The organism is Streptomyces sp. NPDC031132 (genome assembly GCF_055570595.1).
Genome location: NZ_JBVIGX010000048.1, coordinates 1 through 18,620 on the forward strand (window position 1 = coordinate 1; position 18,620 = coordinate 18,620).

The 18,620-nt window shown below is 73.1% G+C and carries 17 protein-coding genes; 7 read left to right on the plus strand and 10 right to left on the minus strand.

All coding sequences use genetic code 11. From position 1 onward, the window contains the following. On the plus strand, positions 1–254 hold a 254-nt coding region (locus tag ACZ49B_RS35885), incomplete at its 5' end, for a hypothetical protein (RefSeq protein WP_468314617.1). 436 nt (positions 255–690) lie between these two features. Then, a complete protein-coding gene (trpS, locus tag ACZ49B_RS35890) occupies positions 691–1,689 on the plus strand; it encodes a tryptophan--tRNA ligase (RefSeq protein ID WP_468314620.1) in 999 nt (332 codons plus the stop codon). Between the two features lie 55 nt (positions 1,690–1,744). Here the strand turns inward: trpS and proC are convergent, their stop codons facing one another. The 5 genes from proC to ACZ49B_RS35915 form a co-directional block, all read right to left on the minus strand. After that, positions 1,745–2,554, minus strand: coding sequence for a pyrroline-5-carboxylate reductase (proC, locus tag ACZ49B_RS35895; RefSeq protein ID WP_030300629.1), 810 nt, complete (start codon positions 2,552–2,554; stop codon positions 1,745–1,747). 99 nt (positions 2,555–2,653) lie between these two features. Beyond that, positions 2,654–3,409 carry an ABC transporter permease gene (locus tag ACZ49B_RS35900; protein ID WP_468314625.1) on the minus strand — a complete coding sequence of 252 codons (756 nt, stop codon included), beginning with the start codon at positions 3,407–3,409 and terminating at the stop codon, positions 2,654–2,656. Further along, positions 3,406–4,203 (minus strand): ABC transporter ATP-binding protein, encoded by a 798-nt coding sequence (locus tag ACZ49B_RS35905; protein WP_468314628.1) that lies wholly within the window; start codon positions 4,201–4,203, stop codon positions 3,406–3,408. Before ACZ49B_RS35905 ends, ACZ49B_RS35900 begins: the two co-directional genes overlap by 4 nt. Before the next feature lie 106 nt (positions 4,204–4,309). Next, on the minus strand, positions 4,310–4,855 hold the full coding sequence (locus tag ACZ49B_RS35910; RefSeq protein ID WP_468314631.1) for a hypothetical protein: 546 nt from the start codon (positions 4,853–4,855) through the stop codon (positions 4,310–4,312). A 71-nt stretch (positions 4,856–4,926) separates the two neighbouring features. After that, the gene (locus ACZ49B_RS35915) at positions 4,927–5,229 is read right to left on the minus strand and encodes an SH3 domain-containing protein (protein WP_468314634.1); all 303 of its coding nucleotides are present in this window, start codon (positions 5,227–5,229) and stop codon (positions 4,927–4,929) included. Positions 5,230–5,336: 107 nt separating this feature from the next. Between ACZ49B_RS35915 and ACZ49B_RS35920 the strand changes: the two genes are divergently transcribed. Further along, complete coding sequence (locus tag ACZ49B_RS35920) at positions 5,337–7,496, plus strand: serine/threonine-protein kinase (protein WP_468314636.1); 2,160 nt, start codon at positions 5,337–5,339, stop codon at positions 7,494–7,496. A gap of 464 nt (positions 7,497–7,960) precedes the next feature. Here the strand turns inward: ACZ49B_RS35920 and ilvD are convergent, their stop codons facing one another. From ilvD to ACZ49B_RS35935, 3 genes are all read right to left on the minus strand, one after another. Continuing rightward, positions 7,961–9,814 (minus strand): dihydroxy-acid dehydratase, encoded by a 1,854-nt coding sequence (ilvD, locus tag ACZ49B_RS35925; protein ID WP_468314639.1) that lies wholly within the window; start codon positions 9,812–9,814, stop codon positions 7,961–7,963. 133 nt (positions 9,815–9,947) lie between these two features. Further along, positions 9,948–10,565, minus strand: coding sequence for a TetR/AcrR family transcriptional regulator (locus ACZ49B_RS35930; RefSeq protein WP_468314642.1), 618 nt, complete (start codon positions 10,563–10,565; stop codon positions 9,948–9,950). Next, on the minus strand, positions 10,562–11,398 hold the full coding sequence (locus tag ACZ49B_RS35935) for a sugar phosphate isomerase/epimerase family protein (RefSeq protein ID WP_468314645.1): 837 nt from the start codon (positions 11,396–11,398) through the stop codon (positions 10,562–10,564). The genes ACZ49B_RS35930 and ACZ49B_RS35935 overlap by 4 nt, the downstream gene beginning before the upstream one ends. 82 nt (positions 11,399–11,480) lie before the next feature. Between ACZ49B_RS35935 and cutA the strand changes: the two genes are divergently transcribed. Continuing rightward, positions 11,481–11,798 (plus strand): divalent-cation tolerance protein CutA, encoded by a 318-nt coding sequence (gene cutA, locus ACZ49B_RS35940; RefSeq protein WP_468314648.1) that lies wholly within the window; start codon positions 11,481–11,483, stop codon positions 11,796–11,798. A gap of 62 nt (positions 11,799–11,860) precedes the next feature. Here cutA and ACZ49B_RS35945 read toward each other — a convergent pair whose 3' ends face one another. Further along, positions 11,861–12,790, minus strand: coding sequence for a Ppx/GppA family phosphatase (locus ACZ49B_RS35945; RefSeq protein ID WP_468314651.1), 930 nt, complete (start codon positions 12,788–12,790; stop codon positions 11,861–11,863). A 63-nt stretch (positions 12,791–12,853) separates the two neighbouring features. On the opposite strand from ACZ49B_RS35945, the gene ACZ49B_RS35950 reads away from it, so the two are divergent. Further along, positions 12,854–13,756, plus strand: coding sequence for a DUF3109 family protein (locus tag ACZ49B_RS35950; protein WP_468314654.1), 903 nt, complete (start codon positions 12,854–12,856; stop codon positions 13,754–13,756). A 180-nt stretch (positions 13,757–13,936) separates the two neighbouring features. Here the strand turns inward: ACZ49B_RS35950 and ACZ49B_RS35955 are convergent, their stop codons facing one another. Continuing rightward, positions 13,937–15,652, minus strand: a complete 1,716-nt coding sequence (locus ACZ49B_RS35955; RefSeq protein WP_468314657.1) for a BACON domain-containing protein — start codon at positions 15,650–15,652, stop codon at positions 13,937–13,939. Between the two features lie 184 nt (positions 15,653–15,836). Between ACZ49B_RS35955 and radA the strand changes: the two genes are divergently transcribed. Both radA and disA read left to right on the plus strand, forming a co-directional pair. Beyond that, positions 15,837–17,240: a DNA repair protein RadA gene (gene radA, locus ACZ49B_RS35960; RefSeq protein ID WP_468314660.1), complete on the plus strand. Its 1,404-nt coding sequence runs from the start codon at positions 15,837–15,839 to the stop codon at positions 17,238–17,240. A gap of 216 nt (positions 17,241–17,456) precedes the next feature. Further along, positions 17,457–18,581 (plus strand): DNA integrity scanning diadenylate cyclase DisA, encoded by a 1,125-nt coding sequence (disA, locus tag ACZ49B_RS35965; protein ID WP_468314663.1) that lies wholly within the window; start codon positions 17,457–17,459, stop codon positions 18,579–18,581. Positions 18,582–18,620: the final 39 nt, after the last annotated feature.

The following is an 18,620-nucleotide window of genomic DNA, read 5'->3' on the forward strand; positions in this document are numbered from 1 at the left end:
TTCTGGCGTTGATTTTTGGCACGCTGTTGAGTTCTCAAGGAACGGACGCTTCCTTTGTACTCACCCTCTCGGGCTTTCCTCCGGGCTTCGTTCTTGCGTTTCCGACTCTATCAGAGTCGGTCTCGCTTGCTTTCCGGGGTCTTCGCTTTCGCGTTTTTCCTTTCCGGCGATTCCGACTCTATCAGATCCTTTCGGGCCTGACTCCCAGTCAGCGGGTTGTGCTGCTTGGGCTCTTGGGCCCTTGCGGCGAGTGAGACAGTAGCGGATTCCTTGCCCCCGAACCTAATCGGCGGGCGCGTCCTTGGACACGGATTCCTCATTCGCAAATACGCATGAAAACGAGACGACACAGTGCGTCGTCAGTTCGAATGTGTAGTGCGGGATGGCTGCCCGGGGACCGACCGGAGTCGGCGCTCACGTCGGACAACTCGAAGAACCTTACGGATCTCGGACTCGTGTGTCAACTCCAGGACAGGGGCCACCCTTGAGCGCTAGCCTGGGGTCCATGACTACGCATGCGCTCACGCTCAGCCTTTGCTGGTGGGCCGCCTGACGGCGGCCGACCCACGCGAGCACGCATGCGCTCACGGCCGCCGCCAACGGCGGCCGTTTCTGTTTCTCCCCTCCCGGGAGTGGCTCGGTCGCCCGACGCGGCGGTCCCGACACCAGCCACGAGCAGGGAGACAGGACATGACGAGGATCTTCAGCGGGATCAAGCCGAGCGGGCATCTGACGCTGGGGAACTACCTGGGGGCCGTCCGGCAGTGGGTCGCCGCCGACCAGGCGCCGGACGAGGCGCTGTTCTGCGTCGTGGACCTCCACGCACTGACCGTCGAGCACGATCCCGCGCGGGTGCGCCGGCTCAGCAGGCAGGCGGCGACGCTGTTCCTCGCCTCCGGGCTGGACCCGGAGAAATGCACCCTCTTCCTGCAGAGCCACGTCGACGAGCACACCCGGTTGTCGTACCTGTTGGAGTGCACCGCCACCGACGGGGAGATGCGCCGGATGGTCCAGTACAAGGAGAAGTCGGCGCAGGCGCAGACCTCCGGGCAGGGCGTACGGCTGTCGCTGCTGACGTATCCCGTGCTGATGGCCGCCGACATCCTGGCGTACGGGACCGAGGAGGTCCCGGTGGGTGAGGACCAGCGGCAGCACGTGGAGTTGGCCCGGGATCTGGCGGTGCGGTTCAACCAGCGGTACGGGCACACGTTCACGGTGCCCAAGGTGACGCTGCCGGAGGTGGCCGCGCGGGTCATGGACCTGCAGGAGCCGACGTCGAAGATGGGGAAGTCCGGCGGGGCGGGGCCCGGCGTGGTGTTCATGCTGGACGAGCCCGCGGTGATCCGTAAGAAGGTCATGCGGGCCGTGACCGACAGCGGGGACGACGGGGTCGTCTACGACCCGGCAACGCGGCCGGGAGTCGCGAACCTGCTGGACGTGCTGGCCGCCTGCACCGGCGGGGATCCGGCCGCCCTCGCGGAGGAGTACAGCGGGTACGGGGCGCTCAAGCGGGATGTCGCCGACGCGGTGGTGGAGGTGCTGCGGCCGGTGCAGGAGCGGCATGCCGAGCTGGCGGCTGATCCGGCGGCGGTCGAGAAGGTGCTGCGGGACGGGGCCGAGCGGGCGCGGGCCCTGGCGCGGCCGGTCGTGGACCGGGCGTACCGGGCGATCGGGCTGCTGGAGCCCTGACGGAGAAGGGGGTACGGGCCCCGCTCGCGCGGGGCCCGTACCCCCTATCTCTGTGTCAGCTGTTGCCGGAGGCGAGCTCGCGGCTGCGGTCGCGGGCTGCTTCGAGGGCCGCGATCAGGGCGGCCCGTACGCCGTGCCGTTCGAGTTCGACGATCGCGTTGATGGTGGTGCCGGCCGGGGAGGTGACGGCCTCACGGAGCTTGACCGGGTGCTCGCCGCTGTCGCGGAGCATCACGGCGGCGCCGATGGCGGCCTGGACGATGAGGTCGTGGGCCTGGGCGCGGGGCAGGCCGAGGAGGATGCCGGCGTCGGTCATCGCCTCGACGAGGAAGTAGAAGTAGGCGGGTCCGGAGCCGGACAGGGCGGTGGCGGCGTCCTGCTGGGACTCGGGGACGCGCAGGGTCTTGCCGACGCCGCCGAAGATCTCCTCGGTGTGGGCGAGGTGTTCGGCGGTGGCGTGGCTGCCGGCCGAGATGACGGACATGGCCTCGTCGACGAGGGCGGGGGTGTTCGTCATGACGCGGACGACGGGGGTGCCGGAGGCGAGCCGCTCCTCGAAGAAGGAGGTGGGGATGCCGGCGGCGCCGCTGATGACCAGGCGGTCGGCGGGGACGTGCGGGGCGAGCTCCTCGAGGAGCTTGCCCATGTCCTGCGGCTTGACGGTGAGGATGAGGGTGTCGGCGCGCTTGGCGGCCTCGGCGTTGCTGACGGCCTCGACGCCGTAGCGGGCGCGGAGCTCTTCGGCGCGTTCGGGGCGGCGGGCGGTGACGAGGAGTTTGGAGGCGGGCCAGCCGCCGCGGATCATTCCGCTGAGCAGGGCCTCGCCGATCTTGCCGGTACCGAGGACTGCGACTGTCTGGGTCATGCCCGATTCACCTCGCCGAACGTTCTTGCACGTGTGCTTGCTCTCCGTCCTCATCCTTGCACCCGTGCGCGCGGCGGCGAGGCGGTGTCCGCAGTGCGGTCAGGGCGTACGGCGCCGGAGCGTGGCCGCGCCGAGGGCGAGGACGAGCAGCGCGCAGGCGGCGACGATCACGGCGTCGCGGACGAAGTCGGCGGTCATGTCGGTGTGGGTGAGGACCTGGGTCATGCCGTCGACGGCGTAGGACATGGGCAGCACGTTCGAGAGGCCTTCGAGGACGGGCTGCATGGTGTTGCGCGCGGCGAAGAGCCCGCAGAGCAGGAGCTGGGGAAAGATCACGGCCGGCATGAACTGGACGGCCTGGAACTCGCTGGCGGCGAAGGCGGAGACGAAGAGGCCGAGCGCGGTGCCGAGGAGTGCGTCGAGCAGGGCGACGAGCAGGAGCAGCCAGGGGGAGCCGACGACGTCGAGGCCGAGGAGCCAGAGGGCGAGGCCGGTGGCGAGGAGGGACTGGACGACGGCGACGGCGCCGAAGGCGAGGGCGTAGCCGGAGATCAGGTCGCCCTTGCCGAGCGGCATGGCGAGGAGGCGTTCGAGGGTGCCGGAGGTGCGTTCGCGCAGGGTCGCGATGGACGTCACCAGGAACATGGTGATGAGGGGGAAGATCCCGAGGAGGGACGCGCCGATGGTGTCGAAGGTCCGTGGGCTGCCGTCGAAGACGAAGCGCAGCAGCGTCAGCATCAGTACGGGGACCAGGAGCATCAGTGCGATGGAGCGCGGGTCGTGGCGCAGCTGGCGCAGGACGCGGGCGGCGGTGGCGGCGGTGCGGGCGCCGCTCATTGCGGTGGTGGCGGTCATGACGTCTGCTCCTGGGCGGCGAGGGTGTCGGCCTCGTCGACGAGGCGGAGGAAGCCCTCCTCGACGGTGGCGGAGTGCGTACGGGTGCGCAGTGCGTCGGGGGTGTCCTGGGCGAGGATGCGGCCCTCGCGCATGAGGAGCAGGTCGTGGCAGCGCTCGGCCTCGTCCATGACGTGGGAGGAGACGAGGATCGTGGCGCCGCGGGTGGCGGCGATGTCGTGGAAGAGGTTCCACAGGTCGCGACGCAGGACGGGGTCGAGACCGACGGTGGGTTCGTCGAGGACGAGCAGCTCGGGGGTGCCGAGGAGTGCGACGGCGAGGGAGACGCGGCTTCGCTGGCCGCCGGAGAGGTTGCCGGCGAGGGCGGTGGCGTGGCTGGTGAGGTCGACGTCGGCGAGGGCGCGGGTGACGGTGGCGCGACGGCGTTCGGCAGTGGCGCGGCCGGGGTCGAGGACGGCGGCGAAGTAGTCGAGGTTCTGGCGGACGGTGAGGTCGTCGTAGACGGAGGGGGCCTGGGTGACGTAGCCGATGCGGGAGCGGAGCTCGGGGTGGCCGGCCGGGCGGCCGAGGACGTCGAGGGTGCCGGTGACGTGGGCCTGGGTGCCGACGACGGAGCGCATGAGGGTGGATTTGCCGCAGCCGGAGGGGCCGAGGAGGCCGGTGATGCGGCCGCGGGGGACGTCGAAGGCGATGTCGTCGATGACGGTGCGGGGGGTGCGGCCGGTGCCGCGGCGGACCGTGAGGCCGCGGGCGTGCACGGCGGCCGTGGCCTCTCGCTCTCGATTATTCATCATGCGATGAATAATGCTCCTGGCGGTGCCGGGGCGTCAACAGGCCGGGGTCGGCCGAAGGGGCGGGCGGGCGGGCCGAAGGGGCGGGCGGGCCGAAGGGGCGGGGCCGCTACTTCTTCCGCTTGGGGCGGCGCGCGGCCGGGTTGCCCGTACGGGTGCTGCGGCGGCGGGCGAATTCGGCGGTGGCCCGCTCGTACTCGGCGCGGCGCAGCCTCTCGCCGGGGGCCTCGGCGAAGCAGCGCAGGAAGTACGCGATGAGGGAGCCGATGAAACCGATCGTCTTCAGGCCCTTGAGGGCGGCCTCGTCGGAGGACGGGGCGGGACGGCGGTTGAAGGAGTCCCAGGTCTTCACGAAGGCGATGGAACTCGCGATCGCGAAGAGGACGACGACGGAGATGCTGAGGAACGGGCCGACGTTGCCGATCTCCAGGCCCTCGTAGGCGAGGCGGAGCAGGAAGGCCGCGGCCACGGCGGTGACGAGCGAGCCGGCGGCGAGGCCGACGCGGCGCAGGGCGTAGCCGCCGTCGTGGTTCAGCCAGGTGGTGCCGAAGAACCGGATCGGCTCGGGCTCGGGCCCGGCACCGCGGGCGGGAGCCGCAGGGCCCTGCGCGGCCGGCTCGGCGGGGGTCTGGTCTCGCTGGTCGTCGTCGCTCACACCAGCGATTATCCACCGCCCCGCCGAGCCGGCCGGGGTCGTCTCACGTGGCAGACGGGGGCTGCTTCGACCTAGCCGCAGCGGGTGGCCACGTAGCCGTCGCTGCCCGTCTTCACGTAGGCGTCGGAGACGAAGCGGCCGTTGCCGACGCAGTCCCAGATGTCCGTCGTGCCGTACGGGCCGGAGACGGTCGTGCCGTCGCACTGGCAGCGGATCGCGACGGACGCGCCGTAGGGCAGGACGTCGATGACCGAGTAGTTGGTGCCCGGGCCGCTGCGGACGTTCACGCGGTACCCCGGGGCGACCGGGAATGTCGGGAATCCTGAGCTGGCTGCGAGGCTCTGGACTTGGCTGGAATCATTCTCTGTCGTCATGCGAAATCTCCCCCCACGGGTGTTGCCGTGCGCAACTCGCGCAGGGTAGCAGGACCCTTGGAGATTCGTACGGGTCATCGACTAGGCTCCGGCGGGGGTGGTGAGCGGTGCATTCGCTGCGCGCGGACTACGTGGGCTTTCCGGAGTACGCCGGGCAGTACCGGCTCGAATCGGTGCTCGGCTCCGGCGGGATGGGCGTCGTGCATCTGGCCACCTCCGGCTCGGGGCTGAAACTCGCCGTCAAGATCGTGCATGCCCAGCATGCGGTCGACGCGGAGTTCCGGGCCCGGTTCCGGCAGGAGGTCACCGCCGCCCGGCGGGTGAGCGGAGCCTTCACCGCGCCCGTCGTGGATGCCGATCCGGATGCCGAACGGCCGTGGATGGCCACCCTGTTCATCGACGCCCCGACGCTCGCCGAGCGCGTACGGGAGCGGGTGCTGGACCCCGTCGAACTGGCCAGGCTCGCCGCCGGGCTGGCGGAGGCCCTGCGGGACATCCACCGGGCGGGCGTGGTGCACCGGGACCTGAAGCCCAGCAACGTGCTGATGGCCCCGGACGGGGTGCGGGTCATCGACTTCGGCATCTCGCGGCCGGCGGACAGCGATCTGCGGACCGAGACGGGGAAGCTGATCGGGACGCCGCCGTACATGGCGCCGGAGCAGTTCCAGCGGCCGCGGGAGGTGGGGACGGCCGCGGACGTCTTCGCCCTGGGCGCGGTGCTCGTCCACGCGGCGACGGGGCACGGGCCGTTCGACTCCGACAGCCACTACCTCGTGGCGTACCAGGTCGTGCACGCCGAGCCGGACCTGAGCGGGCTGCCGGAGCAGCTCGTACCGCTCGTCGCGCGGTGCCTGGCGAAGGAGCCGGCGGACCGGCCCACCGCGGCGGAGCTGATCGCGGAGATGCGGGCGGTGGCGTACCCGACCTCCGAGGACACGCAGACGTTCATCGCGCGACCGCGGCCGCGGCCGCCCGTCGAGTCGGGTGCGGCCGACGAAGCCACGCACCGGAGGGAGCGGCTCGGCGACGGGTCGGGGCGTCCCGGTCGTGGGCGGCGCGGGGCAAGGGCGGCCGCGGCGGTGGCGGTCGGGCTGCTGCTGACGGGCGGGGCCCTGGGCGCGTACCTGCACTTCGGGGCGGGTGCCGGACCGCCGGGGAAGACCGCTGCCGCGAAGGCCGGTCCCGTGCCCTCGAAGCCCTTCGTCCCGTGGGCGGTTGCGCTGGGCGCGCCGGGGGCCGGCAACCGGACGGGCGTCGGCTCCTGTTCCTGGGAGGCGGCGCTGTACTGCGCGGGGCCGGGACTGACCGCGGCCCGGCTCGACCCTGCGGACGGCTCGGTGCTCTGGTCGGTGAAGGCGGCCGCGCCGGCCACCGGGACGGCGACGGTCAGCGCGCCGCTGCACGCGGGCGGGCTGGTCCTCGCGGTCGCCCCGGGCAGCGGGACGCTCCAGGCGCTGGACCCGGGGACGGGGGCCGAGCGCTGGAAGCGGAAACTGCCGGACGGCGCAAGGACGGTGACGGCGGGCGGACAGGTGCTGCTCGTGCCGCCGAACGGGAGCGTGACCGCGCTCGACGCGGCGAGCGGGGCCGTGCGGTGGACGAAGCAGCTCGGCGGGGTGGGATCCGTGTGGTGGGGCGGCGGCCCGGATTCCGCCGGGGCGCCGGTGCCGGTGCTGTACGTGGCGACGCCCGACGGGGGCGGCGGTACGACGCAACTCGCGGCGGTGGACCCGGCGAGCGGGGCGCTGCGCTGGCAGCTGCGGACCGGGGGGCGGCTGCGGCCGGTCGGCGCCGCGCAGGGCGGGCTGTACCTCCTGGACTGCGACGCGGAGCCCAAGACCGGTGCGGTGGTACGGGTGGACGTGACGACGCACGCCGTACGGCGGGTCCGGCTGTCGGCGCCGCTGTTCGACGCGGAGGCGGCGGTGGGCGCGGACGGCGTGGTGTACGTGGTGGGGGTCTCGGGCGGGCTGGTCGCGGTGGGCGCGGAGAGGGAGCTGTGGCGGCTGGAGACGGGCCTGGCCGTGGCCTCCCGGCCGGTGGCTTCCGACGGCCGGGTCCACCTGGCGGGGCCGGACGGGCGGCTGTTGGCGGTCGATGCGGGGAGTGGGCGGCTGGTGGGGCAGACGAAGCCGCGGATGGGTGACGGGCGGGAGGGGTTCGCGGCGACCCTGCCGGCGCCGGTGTCTGCCGACGGGCGGTTGTACGGGACGGCGCCCGACGGGTCGGTGTTCGCGGTCGGCTCCGCAGATCCCGCCAGGTGGTGACCGGCCCCGGACCCGCCCGTCGGTGTTCGCGGTCGGCTCCGCAGATCCCGCGAGGTGGTGACCGGCCCCGGACCCGCCCGTCGGTGTTCGCGGTCGGCTCCGCAGATCCCGCCGGGTGGTGACCGGCCCCGGACCCGCCGGGAGGTGACGGCTCCGGGCCGTCTCGCCCCGGCCTGCCGGGGGTGACGGCTCCGGGCGTCTCGCCCCGGACCCCCGGGGGTGACGGCTCCGGGCCGTCTGGTGGACCCCGCCGGGGTGCCGCTGCGCGGGGCTCGTCCCCTGCCCGCCCTTCCACCGTTCCCCGGGGCTCCGCCCCGGACCCGTGAAAGAAGACCTCGGGGCTCCGCCCGGACCCCGCGCCTCAAACGCCGGCGGGCGCGCAATGGCGCTGCGCGCCATCCAGCCCCGCCGCCGGAGCCGTGTGCGCGGGGGCGCGGGGCAGTCGGCCGGCGGGCCGGGCCGTGTCAGCCGCCCAGTCGGCTGACGTCGCGGACCGCGCCCTTGTCGGCGCTCGTGGCCATCGCCGCGTACGCGCGCAGGGCCGCCGAGACCTTGCGCTCGCGGTTCTTCGGGGCGTAGACACCGCCGAGGGCCGCATGGCGGGCCGCCAGGGTGGCCTCGTCGACCAGGAGCTCGATCGAGCGGTTCGGGATGTCGATCCGGATCCGGTCGCCGTCCTCGACGACGGCGATGTTGCCGCCCGAGGCCGCCTCCGGGGAGGCGTGGCCGATGGACAGGCCCGACGTGCCGCCGGAGAAGCGGCCGTCCGTCACCAGCGCGCAGACCTTGCCGAGGCCGCGGCCCTTCAGGAACGACGTCGGGTAGAGCATCTCCTGCATGCCGGGGCCGCCGCGCGGGCCCTCGTACCGGATGACGACGACGTCGCCCGCCTTGATCTCCTTGCGGAGGATCTTGTCGACCGCCTCGTCCTGCGATTCGCAGACGACCGCCGGACCTTCGAAGGTCCAGATCGACTCGTCCACGCCGGCCGTCTTCACGACGCACCCGTCGACCGCGATGTTGCCGCGCAGGACGGCCAGCCCGCCGTCCTTCGAGTACGCGTGCTGCACCGACCGGATGCAGCCGCCCTCGGCGTCGAGGTCGAGGGTGTCCCAGCGCTCGGACTGGGAGAACGCGGTGGCGGAGCGCACGCAGCCGGGGGCCGCGTGCCACAGCTCCATGGCCGTCTCGCTCGCCGTGCCGCTGCGCGCGTCCCACTTCGCCAGCCAGTCCTCCAGGTTCTCGGAGTGGACCGTGGTGACGTCCTTGTTCAGGAGCCCGCCGCGGTGCAGCTCGCCGAGGATGGCGGGGATGCCGCCGGCCCGGTGGATGTCCTCCATGTAGTACGTGCCGCCGGGCGCCACGTTCGGGGCGACCTTGGCCAGGCACGGGACCCGCCTCGACACCTCGTCGATGTCGGTGAGGTCGTAGTCCAGGCCCGCCTCCTGGGCGGCGGCCAGCAGGTGCAGGATCGTGTTCGTGGAACCGCCCATCGCGATGTCGAGGGCCATGGCGTTCTCGAAGGCCTGGCGGGTCGCGATGGAGCGCGGCAGGACCGAGTGGTCGTCCTGCTCGTAGTACCGCTTGGTGATCTCGACGACCGTGCGGCCTGCGTCCTCGTACAGGGCGCGGCGGGCGGTGTGCGTCGCGAGGACGGAGCCGTTGCCGGGGAGGGCCAGGCCGATGGCCTCGGCGAGGCAGTTCATCGAGTTGGCGGTGAACATGCCCGAACACGACCCGCAGGTCGGACAGGCGTTCTCCTCGATCCGCAGCACGTCCTCGTCGGAGACGTTCTCGTTGGAGGCGTCGACCATGGCGTCGATCAGGTCGAGCTTGCGGACGGTGCCGTCGACGAGGATCGCCTGGCCGGCCTCCATCGGGCCGCCCGACACGAACACGACGGGGATGTTGAGGCGCATGGCGGCCATCAGCATGCCGGGCGTGATCTTGTCGCAGTTGGAGATGCAGATGAGCGCGTCGGCGCAGTGCGCCTCGACCATGTACTCCACGCTGTCCGCGATCAGGTCGCGGGAGGGCAGGGAGTACAGCATGCCGCCGTGGCCCATGGCGATGCCGTCGTCGACCGCGATGGTGTTGAACTCGCGGGGGATGGCGCCCGCGGCGCGGATGGCGTCGGAGACGATCCGGCCGACCGGGGCCAGGTGCGTGTGCCCGGGGACGAACTCGGTGAACGAGTTGGCGACCGCGATGATCGGCTTCCCGATGTCCTCGCTCGCTACGCCCGACGCACGCATAAGGGCGCGTGCGCCCGCCATGTTGCGGCCGTGGGTGACGGTGCGGGACCTCAGCTCGGGCATCGGGTTCACTCCCCATGAGTGCGGTGGCGCGAGGCGCCGGCCGCGACTGTACGACTGTGGATATGGCTCGGTTACGAGGCTACGCCCCTCGCCCGGGATGCGGACAGGTTGTCCGCATGACGGGACGCCCGGCTCATTCCTCGGTCAAGTAGCGCTGGAGGGTCGGGGCCACCAGGGCGACGATGGCCTCCGGGTCGGCGGACGCGAGGGGCTCGACCTGGACCACGTACCGCAGGAGCGCGATGCCGATCATGTGGGAGGCGGCGAGCTCGGCGCGGAAGGTGGGGTCGGGGACCTTGAGGTCTGCCGCGACCCGTTCCAGGACCCGGCGCAGGACCAGCCGGCGCAGCACGGCCGCCGCGGCCTCGTGGGTGAGGGCGGAGCGGACGACGGCGAGGAGCGGGGCCCGGGTGGCCGGGTTCTCCCAGACCGCCAGGAAATAACGCGCGAGCCGCTCGCCGATGCCGTCGGGGCCCTCCCCCACGATCGCGGGGACGACGAGGGCGGGCTCCATCGTGACCTCGATGGCGGCGGCGAAGAGGTCGTCCTTGCTGCCGAAGTAGTGGTGGACCAGCGCCGGGTCCACGCCGGCGACCTTCGCGATGCCGCGTACGGACGTCTTGTCGTACCCGCGCTCCGCGAACACCTCGCGGGCCGCGAGCCGGATCCGCTCCTGGGTGCCGGGCCCGTCGTCGGCCTCGTCCTGACGGGGCCGGCCCGGTCCGCGGCGCGGCTTGGCGGGTTCCGTCATGACCGGGGGGTCCGGACCGGGGTGGCGCCGGCACTGGCCGCGAGGTGGAGGCGGGTGAAGGCCAGGGCCTCGGCGAGGTCGGCCTCCCGCTCCGCGGAGGACATCGCGCGGCGGGTGTTCACCTCGATGACGACGTGCCCGGCGAAGGAACTGGTGGCGAGACGTTCCAGCAGCTCGGCGCAGGGCTGGGTGCCTCGGCCGGGGACGAGGTGCTCGTCCTTGGCCGAGCCGTTCCCGTCGGCGAGGTGCACGTGCGCGAGGCGGTCCCCCATGCGGTCGATCATCGCGGCCGCATCCGTACGGGCGGTCGCGGTGTGCGAAAGGTCGATGGTGAAGTGCCGGTAGTCGTCCTTGGTGACGTCCCACTCAGGGGCGTACGCCAGCATCTCGCGGTCCCGGTACCGCCAGGGGTACATGTTCTCGACGGCGAACCGGACGTCGGTCTCGTCGGCCATCCGCCAGATGCCGCTGACGAAGTCCCGCGCGTACTGCCGCTGCCACCGGAAGGGCGGGTGCACGACGACGGTGGAGGCCCCCAGCCGCTCGGCCGCGGCCTGCGCGCGCTGGAGCTTGGTCCAGGGATCGGTGGACCACACCCTCTGGGTGATGAGGAGACAAGGGGCGTGCACGGCCAGGATCGGCACCTGATGGTGCTCGGACAGCCGCCGCAGCGCATCGATGTCCTGGCTGACCGGATCCGTCCAGACCATCACCTCGACGCCGTCGTACCCGAGGCGCGCGGCGATCTCGAAGGCGGTCGCCGTCGACTCCGGATACACGGAGGCGGTGGAGAGGGCGACTTTCGCGCTCGGGATCCGGACTGGTTCTGCCACGGGGACAGGGTACGGGGCGCAGCCGCCGAGGACCGTGACGGCGGCCACGCCGGTCCGCGCGGGCGAGCGGTAGGTTCCCCACATGACTGAACACGTGATCGTGCTCACCACCGTCGGCTCCCAGGAAGCCGCACGGAAGCTCTCCCGCTCGGCGGTGGAGGCGAAGCTGGCCGCCTCGGGGCAGGTGACCGGCCCCGTCGAAACCACGTACCGGCACCTCGGCGAGGTCAGCGAGGGCACGGAGTGGCAGGTGACCTTCCGCACCACCCAGGACCGGCGCGTGTCCCTGGAGGAGCACCTGGCGGCCGAGCACCCCTACGACTCCCCCGAAATCATCACCTTCGGCATCGACGCCGGCCGGTCCGAATGCCTGGAGTGGATCACCCGGGCCACCCGCTAGCCCTCCACGCGCTCCGGGCCCAAGCCTCGCCCCCCGCCCGCGCCACAGGCCCCGTGCCCGGGTCAGGACGGCAGGTGGTCCAGGCGGCGGAGGATGACGCCCTCGCGGAGGGCCCAGGGGCAGATCTCGAGTTCGTCGACGCCGAAGAGGTCCATCGCGCCCTCCGCGACCAGCGCCCCCGCCAGCAGCTGGGACGCGCGGCCCTCCGAGACACCGGGGAGGGCGGCCCGCTGCGCGGTCGTCATCGCCGCGAGCCTGGGGACCCACTCCTCCAGGGACTTGCGGGTCAGGTCCCGCTGTACGTACAGCCCGTCCGCCGAGCGCGCCGCGCCCGCGATGCGGGCCAGCTGCCGGAAGGTCTTCGACGTCGCCACGACGTGGTCCGGCGCCCCGAAGCGGCTGAACTCGCCGACCGTGCGCGCGATCTGGGCCCGCGCGTGCCGGCGCAGGGCCCGTACGTCCGCCGCGTCCGGCGGGTCGCCCGGGAGCCAGCCGGTGGTGAGGCGGCCGGCGCCCAGCGGCAGCGAGACCGCCGCGTCCGGGTCCTCGTCGATGCCGTACGCGATCTCCAGCGAGCCGCCGCCGATGTCGAGGACCAGCAGTTTGCCCGCGGACCAGCCGAACCACCGCCGGACGGCGAGGAACGTCAGCCGCGCCTCGTCCTCGCCGCTGAGGATGGGGAGGTCGACGCCGGTCTCGAGCTTCACCCGGGCCAGGACCTCGTCCGCGTTCGTGGCCTCGCGTACGGCGCTGGTCGCGAAGGGCAGCACGTCCTCGCAGCCCTTGTCCTCGGCGGCCTGCGCGGCCTCGCCGATCACCGACACGAGGCGCTCTATGCCCCCCGGGGTGACCGCTCCGGCCTCATCGAGCAGCTCCGCCAGCCGCAGTTCCACCTTGTGCGAGTGCGCCGGCTGCGGGCGCGCGCCGGGGTGCGCGTCCACCACCAGCAGATGGATCGTGTTCGAACCCACATCAAGGACACCGAGTCTCATACGAGGAAACGCTACTGTGCGGCTGGAGTATGGGTGGCGTAAGGGGCGCTTAGGCTTGGGTTTGTGCCAAATACGAAGAAGGCCAACAAGTCCAAGCCCGCCGAGAAGCCCGAGAAGGCCGCGAAGGCCGACGAGGTCGGGCAGGCCGACAAGGCGAAGAAGGCCAAGAAGGCGAAGCCGCAGGCCGAAGCCCCGGTCGCTCGTGACGACGAGAAGGGGCTCGACTTCCCGCGGGCCTGGGTGGAGTTCCCCGACCCCGCCGATGCCGAGCAGGTCTTCCGCTGCGACCTGACCTGGCTCACCTCCCGCTGGACGTGCATCTTCGGCAGCGGCTGCCAGGGCATCCAGGCCGGCCGGGCCGATGACGGCTGCTGCACCCTCGGCGCGCACTTCTCGGACGAGGACGACGAGAAGCGGGTCGCCGAGAACGTGGCACGGCTGACCCCGGAGCTGTGGCAGTTCCACGACGTCGGCAGCGAGACCGGTTGGACGCAGCACGACGACGACGGGGAGAAGCAGACCCGCCGCTGGGACGGCGCGTGCATCTTCCTGAACCGGCCCGGTTTCCCCGCCGGGGCCGGGTGCTCGCTGCACATCCTGGCGCTGAAGAGCGGCCAGGAGCCGCTGGAGACCAAACCCGACGTGTGCTGGCAGCTGCCGATCCGCCGGACGTACGAGTGGATCGACCGGCCGGACGACACGCGGGTGCTGCAGGTGTCGATCGGCGAGTACGACCGGCGCGGCTGGGGCCCGGGCGGGCACGACCTGCACTGGTGGTGCACGTCGGCGACGTCCGCGCACGGCGCCGGCGAGCCGGTGTACGTGTCGTACCGCGCCGAGCTGACGGAGCTGATGGGCAAGGAGGGGTACGAGGCCCTCGTGAAGCTGTGCGAGGCGCGGCTGTCTTCGCTGCTGCCGATGGCCCCGCACCCCGCGGACCCGGCTCAGCCGGCGGCCGACAGCTGACAGCTGACAACCGACGGCTTAGGGGGTGTCTTGCCGATCAGGCCGGATCAGGGAGCGGCGTCCGGTGCGTGCGATCGCAAGGCCGAGGAGGGAGTCGACGCGGAGCGTCGGCGAGCGACGAGAACGCGGCGAGCGCGCGTGCCGGACGCCGCGAGCCCGGCCTGATCGGCAAGACACCCCCTAGGGCCCGCTCGGGTCCGCGGGCGGGGAAACCGTTCCTTCTGAGGCGCTCGGCGTCGGGGTGGGGGTCGGCGTGGGCTTCGGCGTCGGCGTGGGGGGATCCGTCGGCGTCGGGGTGGGGGTCGGGGTCGGCGTCGGATGCGTGGGCTCCGTCGGCGTGGGCGCCGGGCGGCCGCGGCCCTGGATGGAGACCACGGCGCCGCCGGGGTCCACGCCGACCCGGGCGGACCAGGCGCCCACGGGCTGGGCTTCGGTGTCCACGGTGATCTGCAGGATGACCGATTCTCCAGGGGCCAGCGTGCCCGCGGTCCGGCTCGCGCGCAGCCACGGGGCGTCGGACCAGAGCCGCCAGTCCACCGCCGCCCCGCCGGACGCGGTGAGGGTGAGCAGGGTGGTGCCCCCGCGCGAGGAGGCGGCGACGGAGAGCCGGCCGGGGTTCCCGGCCCGGTCGGGGGCGGCCGTCGGCCCGGTGCTGATCACCTCGACGGAGACGTCGGGGGTGTCCGGCGCGGCGCTGCCCGTGGCGAAGCCGGGCTCGCCGGTGGTGTGGGCGGTGTTGCCGGCGTTCTCGTACGCGCGCAGCGGGCGGCCGTCCTGGTGCGGGAGCGGGATCTCGGACTCGCTCGCGGAGATCCGGGTGGAGTCCGCGCCGACGCTCTCGCCGGTCTCCGGGGCGCCGCGGTACGCCGCCCAGAGGGCGAGGACCGGGGCCGCGACGACGGTGGCGACGACGGTGGTGGTCACGGCCCGGGCGCGCAGCCGGTCGCGGCGGGCCGCGCGGTCCCGAGGGTCCATCGGGAAGCCGGTGCGGTCGAAGCGCGGGCCGGGCCGGCGGCGCCGTCGGCCGCCGGCGGAGCGGAGCATGGCCGCGCGGACGGCGGTGCGCGGGGCGGGGACCAGCGGGAGCGCCGCGTGGATGCCGCCGGTGCCGGGCCAGGGGGCGGCGGCGTCGACGCGTTCGGCGACGCGGCGGCAGCGCGGGCAGTCGTCGACGTGGCGGACCAGCTCGGCGCGCAGGGATGTGGACAGGAGCACCTGACCGTCGCCGGTGAGCCGGGACACGGAGGGGCAGCTGCCGGTCTCGACGACGGCGAGGGCGGCGCGGGTCCGCTCCACCTCGCAGGCGGCGCCGGCCAGCAGCTCCCGGGCGGTGGCGGGGGGCGTGCCGAGGACGGCGGCGAGTTCGGGGACGCCGAGGCGGTGGCGTACGGCGAGTTCCAGGGCTTCGCGCTGCGCGGGCGTGGTCCCGGCGGCCTCGGGCCAGGCGAGGCGGGCCAGCTCGGTGCGCCGGTAGGCATTCACGTCCAGGGAGCGGTGCGCCTGCGGCGCGCGCTCGGCATCCGTGCGCTCCGGCGTACGCCGGGCGGAATGCGCTCCCTGCCGGGTCCGCCGGTGCTCGGCCAGCCGCTGCAGACAGCCCCAGCGGGCGAGGGCGTACAGCCACGCCCGCCGGTCCCCCTCGTCGGGACATCGGCCGGGGTGCCGCTCGGCGACGGCGAGGACGTCGGCGAGCACCTCGGTGGCGGTGTCGTGGTCGCAGAGGACCGACAGGCAGTACGTGAACAGGCCGTCGAGGTACGGCTCGTGCCGGAAGGGGGGCGGCGGCTGTTCTCCTCCGGGGCCTTCGCGGCCTTCGGGGCCCTCGGGGGGCGTGCGCCCGTGCGCCCGGTGTGCGCCGGTGCGCTGGGCGGGGCTCTCCTGGTTGCTGCTGTTCACCCTGGCGAAGTTAGGCCGCGCGCCGGTGACGGCCGTGAAGCCTTCAGCTGTTTTAGCCCTTACGGGTGAACAGATCGAACCCGTGCTGACCGCGGCCCTGACGCCTGGCGCGCGGACCGGTGCGCGGGCCTGGGCGAGCCCTGGGGCGCGGGCGCTGTCACAGGGGCCGGATACCGTGGGCCGCATGGCTGCCCGTACATCTCGTTCATCCGCCAAGGACCGGCCGTCCTACCGCTGCTCCGAGTGCGGCTGGACGACCGCGAAATGGCTCGGGCGGTGCCCCGAATGCCAGGCGTGGGGCACCGTGGAGGAGATGGGCGGCGCGCCCGCCGTCCGGACCACCGCCGCCGGGCGGGTCTCGGCGCCCGCGCTCCCGATCGCGCAGGTCGACGGCCGGACGGCGACCGCCCGCAGCACCGGCGTGGACGAGCTGGACCGGGTCCTCGGCGGCGGGCTCGTGCCCGGCGCCGTCGTCCTGCTGGCCGGCGAGCCCGGTGTCGGGAAGTCGACGCTGCTGCTGGACGTGGCGGCGAAGGCGGCCGGCGAAGCGCACCGCACCCTCTACGTCACCGGCGAGGAGTCGGCGAGCCAGGTGCGGCTGCGGGCCGACCGGATCAACGCGCTGAACGACCACCTCTTCCTCGCCGCCGAGACCGACCTGTCCGCCGTACTGGGCCACCTCGACGCCGTGCAGCCCTCGCTGCTGGTCCTGGACTCCGTACAGACCGTGGCCTCGCCCGAGATCGACGGCGCGCCCGGCGGCATGGCCCAGGTCCGCGAGGTGGCCGGGGCGCTGATCCGCGCCTCGAAGGAGCGCGGGATGGCCACCCTGCTGGTCGGGCACGTCACGAAGGACGGGGCGATCGCCGGCCCCCGCCTGCTCGAGCACCTCGTGGACGTGGTCCTGAGCTTCGAGGGCGACCGGCACGCACGCCTGCGTCTCGTACGCGGCGTGAAGAACCGGTACGGGGCCACGGACGAGGTCGGCTGCTTCGAACTGCACGACGAGGGGATCACCGGGCTCGCCGACCCGAGCGGGCTGTTCCTGACCCGGCGCGCGGAGGCCGTCCCGGGGACCTGCCTGACGGTGACGCTGGAGGGCAAGCGCCCGCTGGTCGCCGAGGTGCAGGCGCTGACCGTGGACTCGCAGATCCCCTCGCCGCGGCGGACCACCTCGGGCCTGGAGACCTCCCGCGTGTCGATGATGCTGGCGGTGCTGGAGCAGCGCGGCCGGATCACCGCGCTCGGCAAGCGCGACATCTACTCCGCCACCGTGGGCGGGGTGAAGCTGACGGAGCCGGCGGCCGACCTGGCGATCGCGCTCGCGCTGGCCTCGGCGGCGAGCGACGTGCCGCTGCCGAAGAACCTCGTGGCGATCGGGGAGGTCGGCCTCGCGGGCGAGGTGCGGCGCGTGACCGGAGTGCAGCGGCGCCTCGCGGAGGCGCACCGGCTCGGCTTCACGCACGCCCTGGTGCCGGGCGACCCCGGGAAGGTGCCGGCCGGGATGAAGGTCACCGAGGTCGCGGACATGGGCGACGCGCTGCGGGTCCTGCCGCGCGGGCGGTCGCGGGCGGCGGCCAAGGAGTAGGCGGTCGCGGAGTGGCGGCCGTGACGCAGGTGGTCGCGGAGAAGTCGTGCAGGCGGGGTGGAGTTGGCGCAGGAGTGCCAGGTGAGGGGGCCCGTACGGGGTCCCTCGGCGGCGCACCTGGCCAAGCCACGGCGGGCGCGCAGCGCACGCCGGTAGACTTTGTGCTGGTCCGCCCGGCCGTACGCAGGCGGCGCAACCCGCGACCGGAGGAGTGCAGTGGCAGCCAAGGACGGGGCAGCAGCATCCGGGAAGTCGGGCGCGAGCTCCAAGCAGGAGGCCATGATGCGCGCCTCGCTGAGCGCGGTCGCACCTGGTCAGCCCCTGCGTGACGGTCTGGAACGGATCGTCCGCGGCAACACCGGCGGCCTCATCGTCCTCGGGATGGACAAGTCCGTCGAGGCGATGTGCACGGGTGGTTTCGTCCTGGACGTGGAGTTCACCGCGACGCGGCTGCGCGAGCTGTGCAAGCTCGACGGTGCGCTGATCCTGGACAAGGACATCACCAAGATCCTGCGGGCGGGAGTCCAGCTGGTGCCGGACGCGTCGATCCCGACGGAGGAGACGGGCACCCGTCACCGCACCGCGGACCGCGTCTCCAAGCAGTGCGGCTTCCCCGTGGTGTCGGTGTCGCAGTCGATGCGGCTGATCGCGCTGTACGTGGACGGGGAGCGCCGGGTCCTGGAGGAGTCCGGGGCGATCCTGTCGCGGGCGAACCAGGCGCTGGCCACGCTGGAGCGGTACAAGCTCCGCCTCGACGAGGTCGCGGGGACGCTGTCAGCGCTGGAGATCGAGGACCTGGTCACGGTGCGCGACGTGACGGCGGTGGCCCAGCGGCTGGAAATGGTTCGCCGCATTGCCACGGAAATCGCTGAATACGTGGTCGAGCTGGGCACGGACGGGCGACTGCTGTCGCTCCAGCTGGACGAGCTGACGGTCGGCATCGAGCAGGAGCGGGAGCTGGTGATCCGGGACTACGTGCCGGAGCCGACGGCGAAGCGCTCCCGCACGGTGGACGAGGCGCTGCCGGCGCTGGACGCGCTGACGCATCCGGAGCTGCTGGAGCTCGGCATCGTGGCGCGGGCGCTGGGGTACACGGGCTCGCCGGAGACGCTCGACTCGGCGGTGTCCCCGCGGGGGTACCGGCTGCTGGCGAAGGTTCCGCGGCTGCCGGGGGCCATCATCGAGCGGCTGGTGGAGCACTTCGGGGGCCTGCAGAAGCTCCTCGCGGCCTCGGTGGACGACCTCCAGGCCGTGGACGGCGTGGGCGAGGCCCGTGCGCGCAGTGTCCGCGAGGGGCTGTCCCGCCTGGCGGAGTCGTCGATCCTCGAGCGCTACGTCTGACCTTCCGCGGTCCTCGCGGCGGGCTTCGGTCCGCTGCGC

Excerpts from the sequence above, each read along its gene's own strand:
- trpS (WP_468314620.1), top strand. The coding sequence starts at position 691 with ATGACGAGGATCTTCAGCGGGATCAAGCCGAGCGGGCATCTGACGCTG.
- proC (WP_030300629.1), bottom strand. The coding sequence starts at position 2,554 with ATGACCCAGACAGTCGCAGTCCTCGGTACCGGCAAGATCGGCGAGGCC.
- ACZ49B_RS35900 (WP_468314625.1), bottom strand. The coding sequence starts at position 3,409 with ATGACCGCCACCACCGCAATGAGCGGCGCCCGCACCGCCGCCACCGCC.
- ACZ49B_RS35905 (WP_468314628.1), bottom strand. The coding sequence starts at position 4,203 with ATGATGAATAATCGAGAGCGAGAGGCCACGGCCGCCGTGCACGCCCGC.
- ACZ49B_RS35915 (WP_468314634.1), bottom strand. The coding sequence starts at position 5,229 with ATGACGACAGAGAATGATTCCAGCCAAGTCCAGAGCCTCGCAGCCAGC.
- ilvD (WP_468314639.1), bottom strand. The coding sequence starts at position 9,814 with ATGCCCGAGCTGAGGTCCCGCACCGTCACCCACGGCCGCAACATGGCG.
- ACZ49B_RS35930 (WP_468314642.1), bottom strand. The coding sequence starts at position 10,565 with ATGACGGAACCCGCCAAGCCGCGCCGCGGACCGGGCCGGCCCCGTCAG.
- cutA (WP_468314648.1), top strand. The coding sequence starts at position 11,481 with ATGACTGAACACGTGATCGTGCTCACCACCGTCGGCTCCCAGGAAGCC.
- ACZ49B_RS35945 (WP_468314651.1), bottom strand. The coding sequence starts at position 12,790 with ATGAGACTCGGTGTCCTTGATGTGGGTTCGAACACGATCCATCTGCTG.
- radA (WP_468314660.1), top strand. The coding sequence starts at position 15,837 with ATGGCTGCCCGTACATCTCGTTCATCCGCCAAGGACCGGCCGTCCTAC.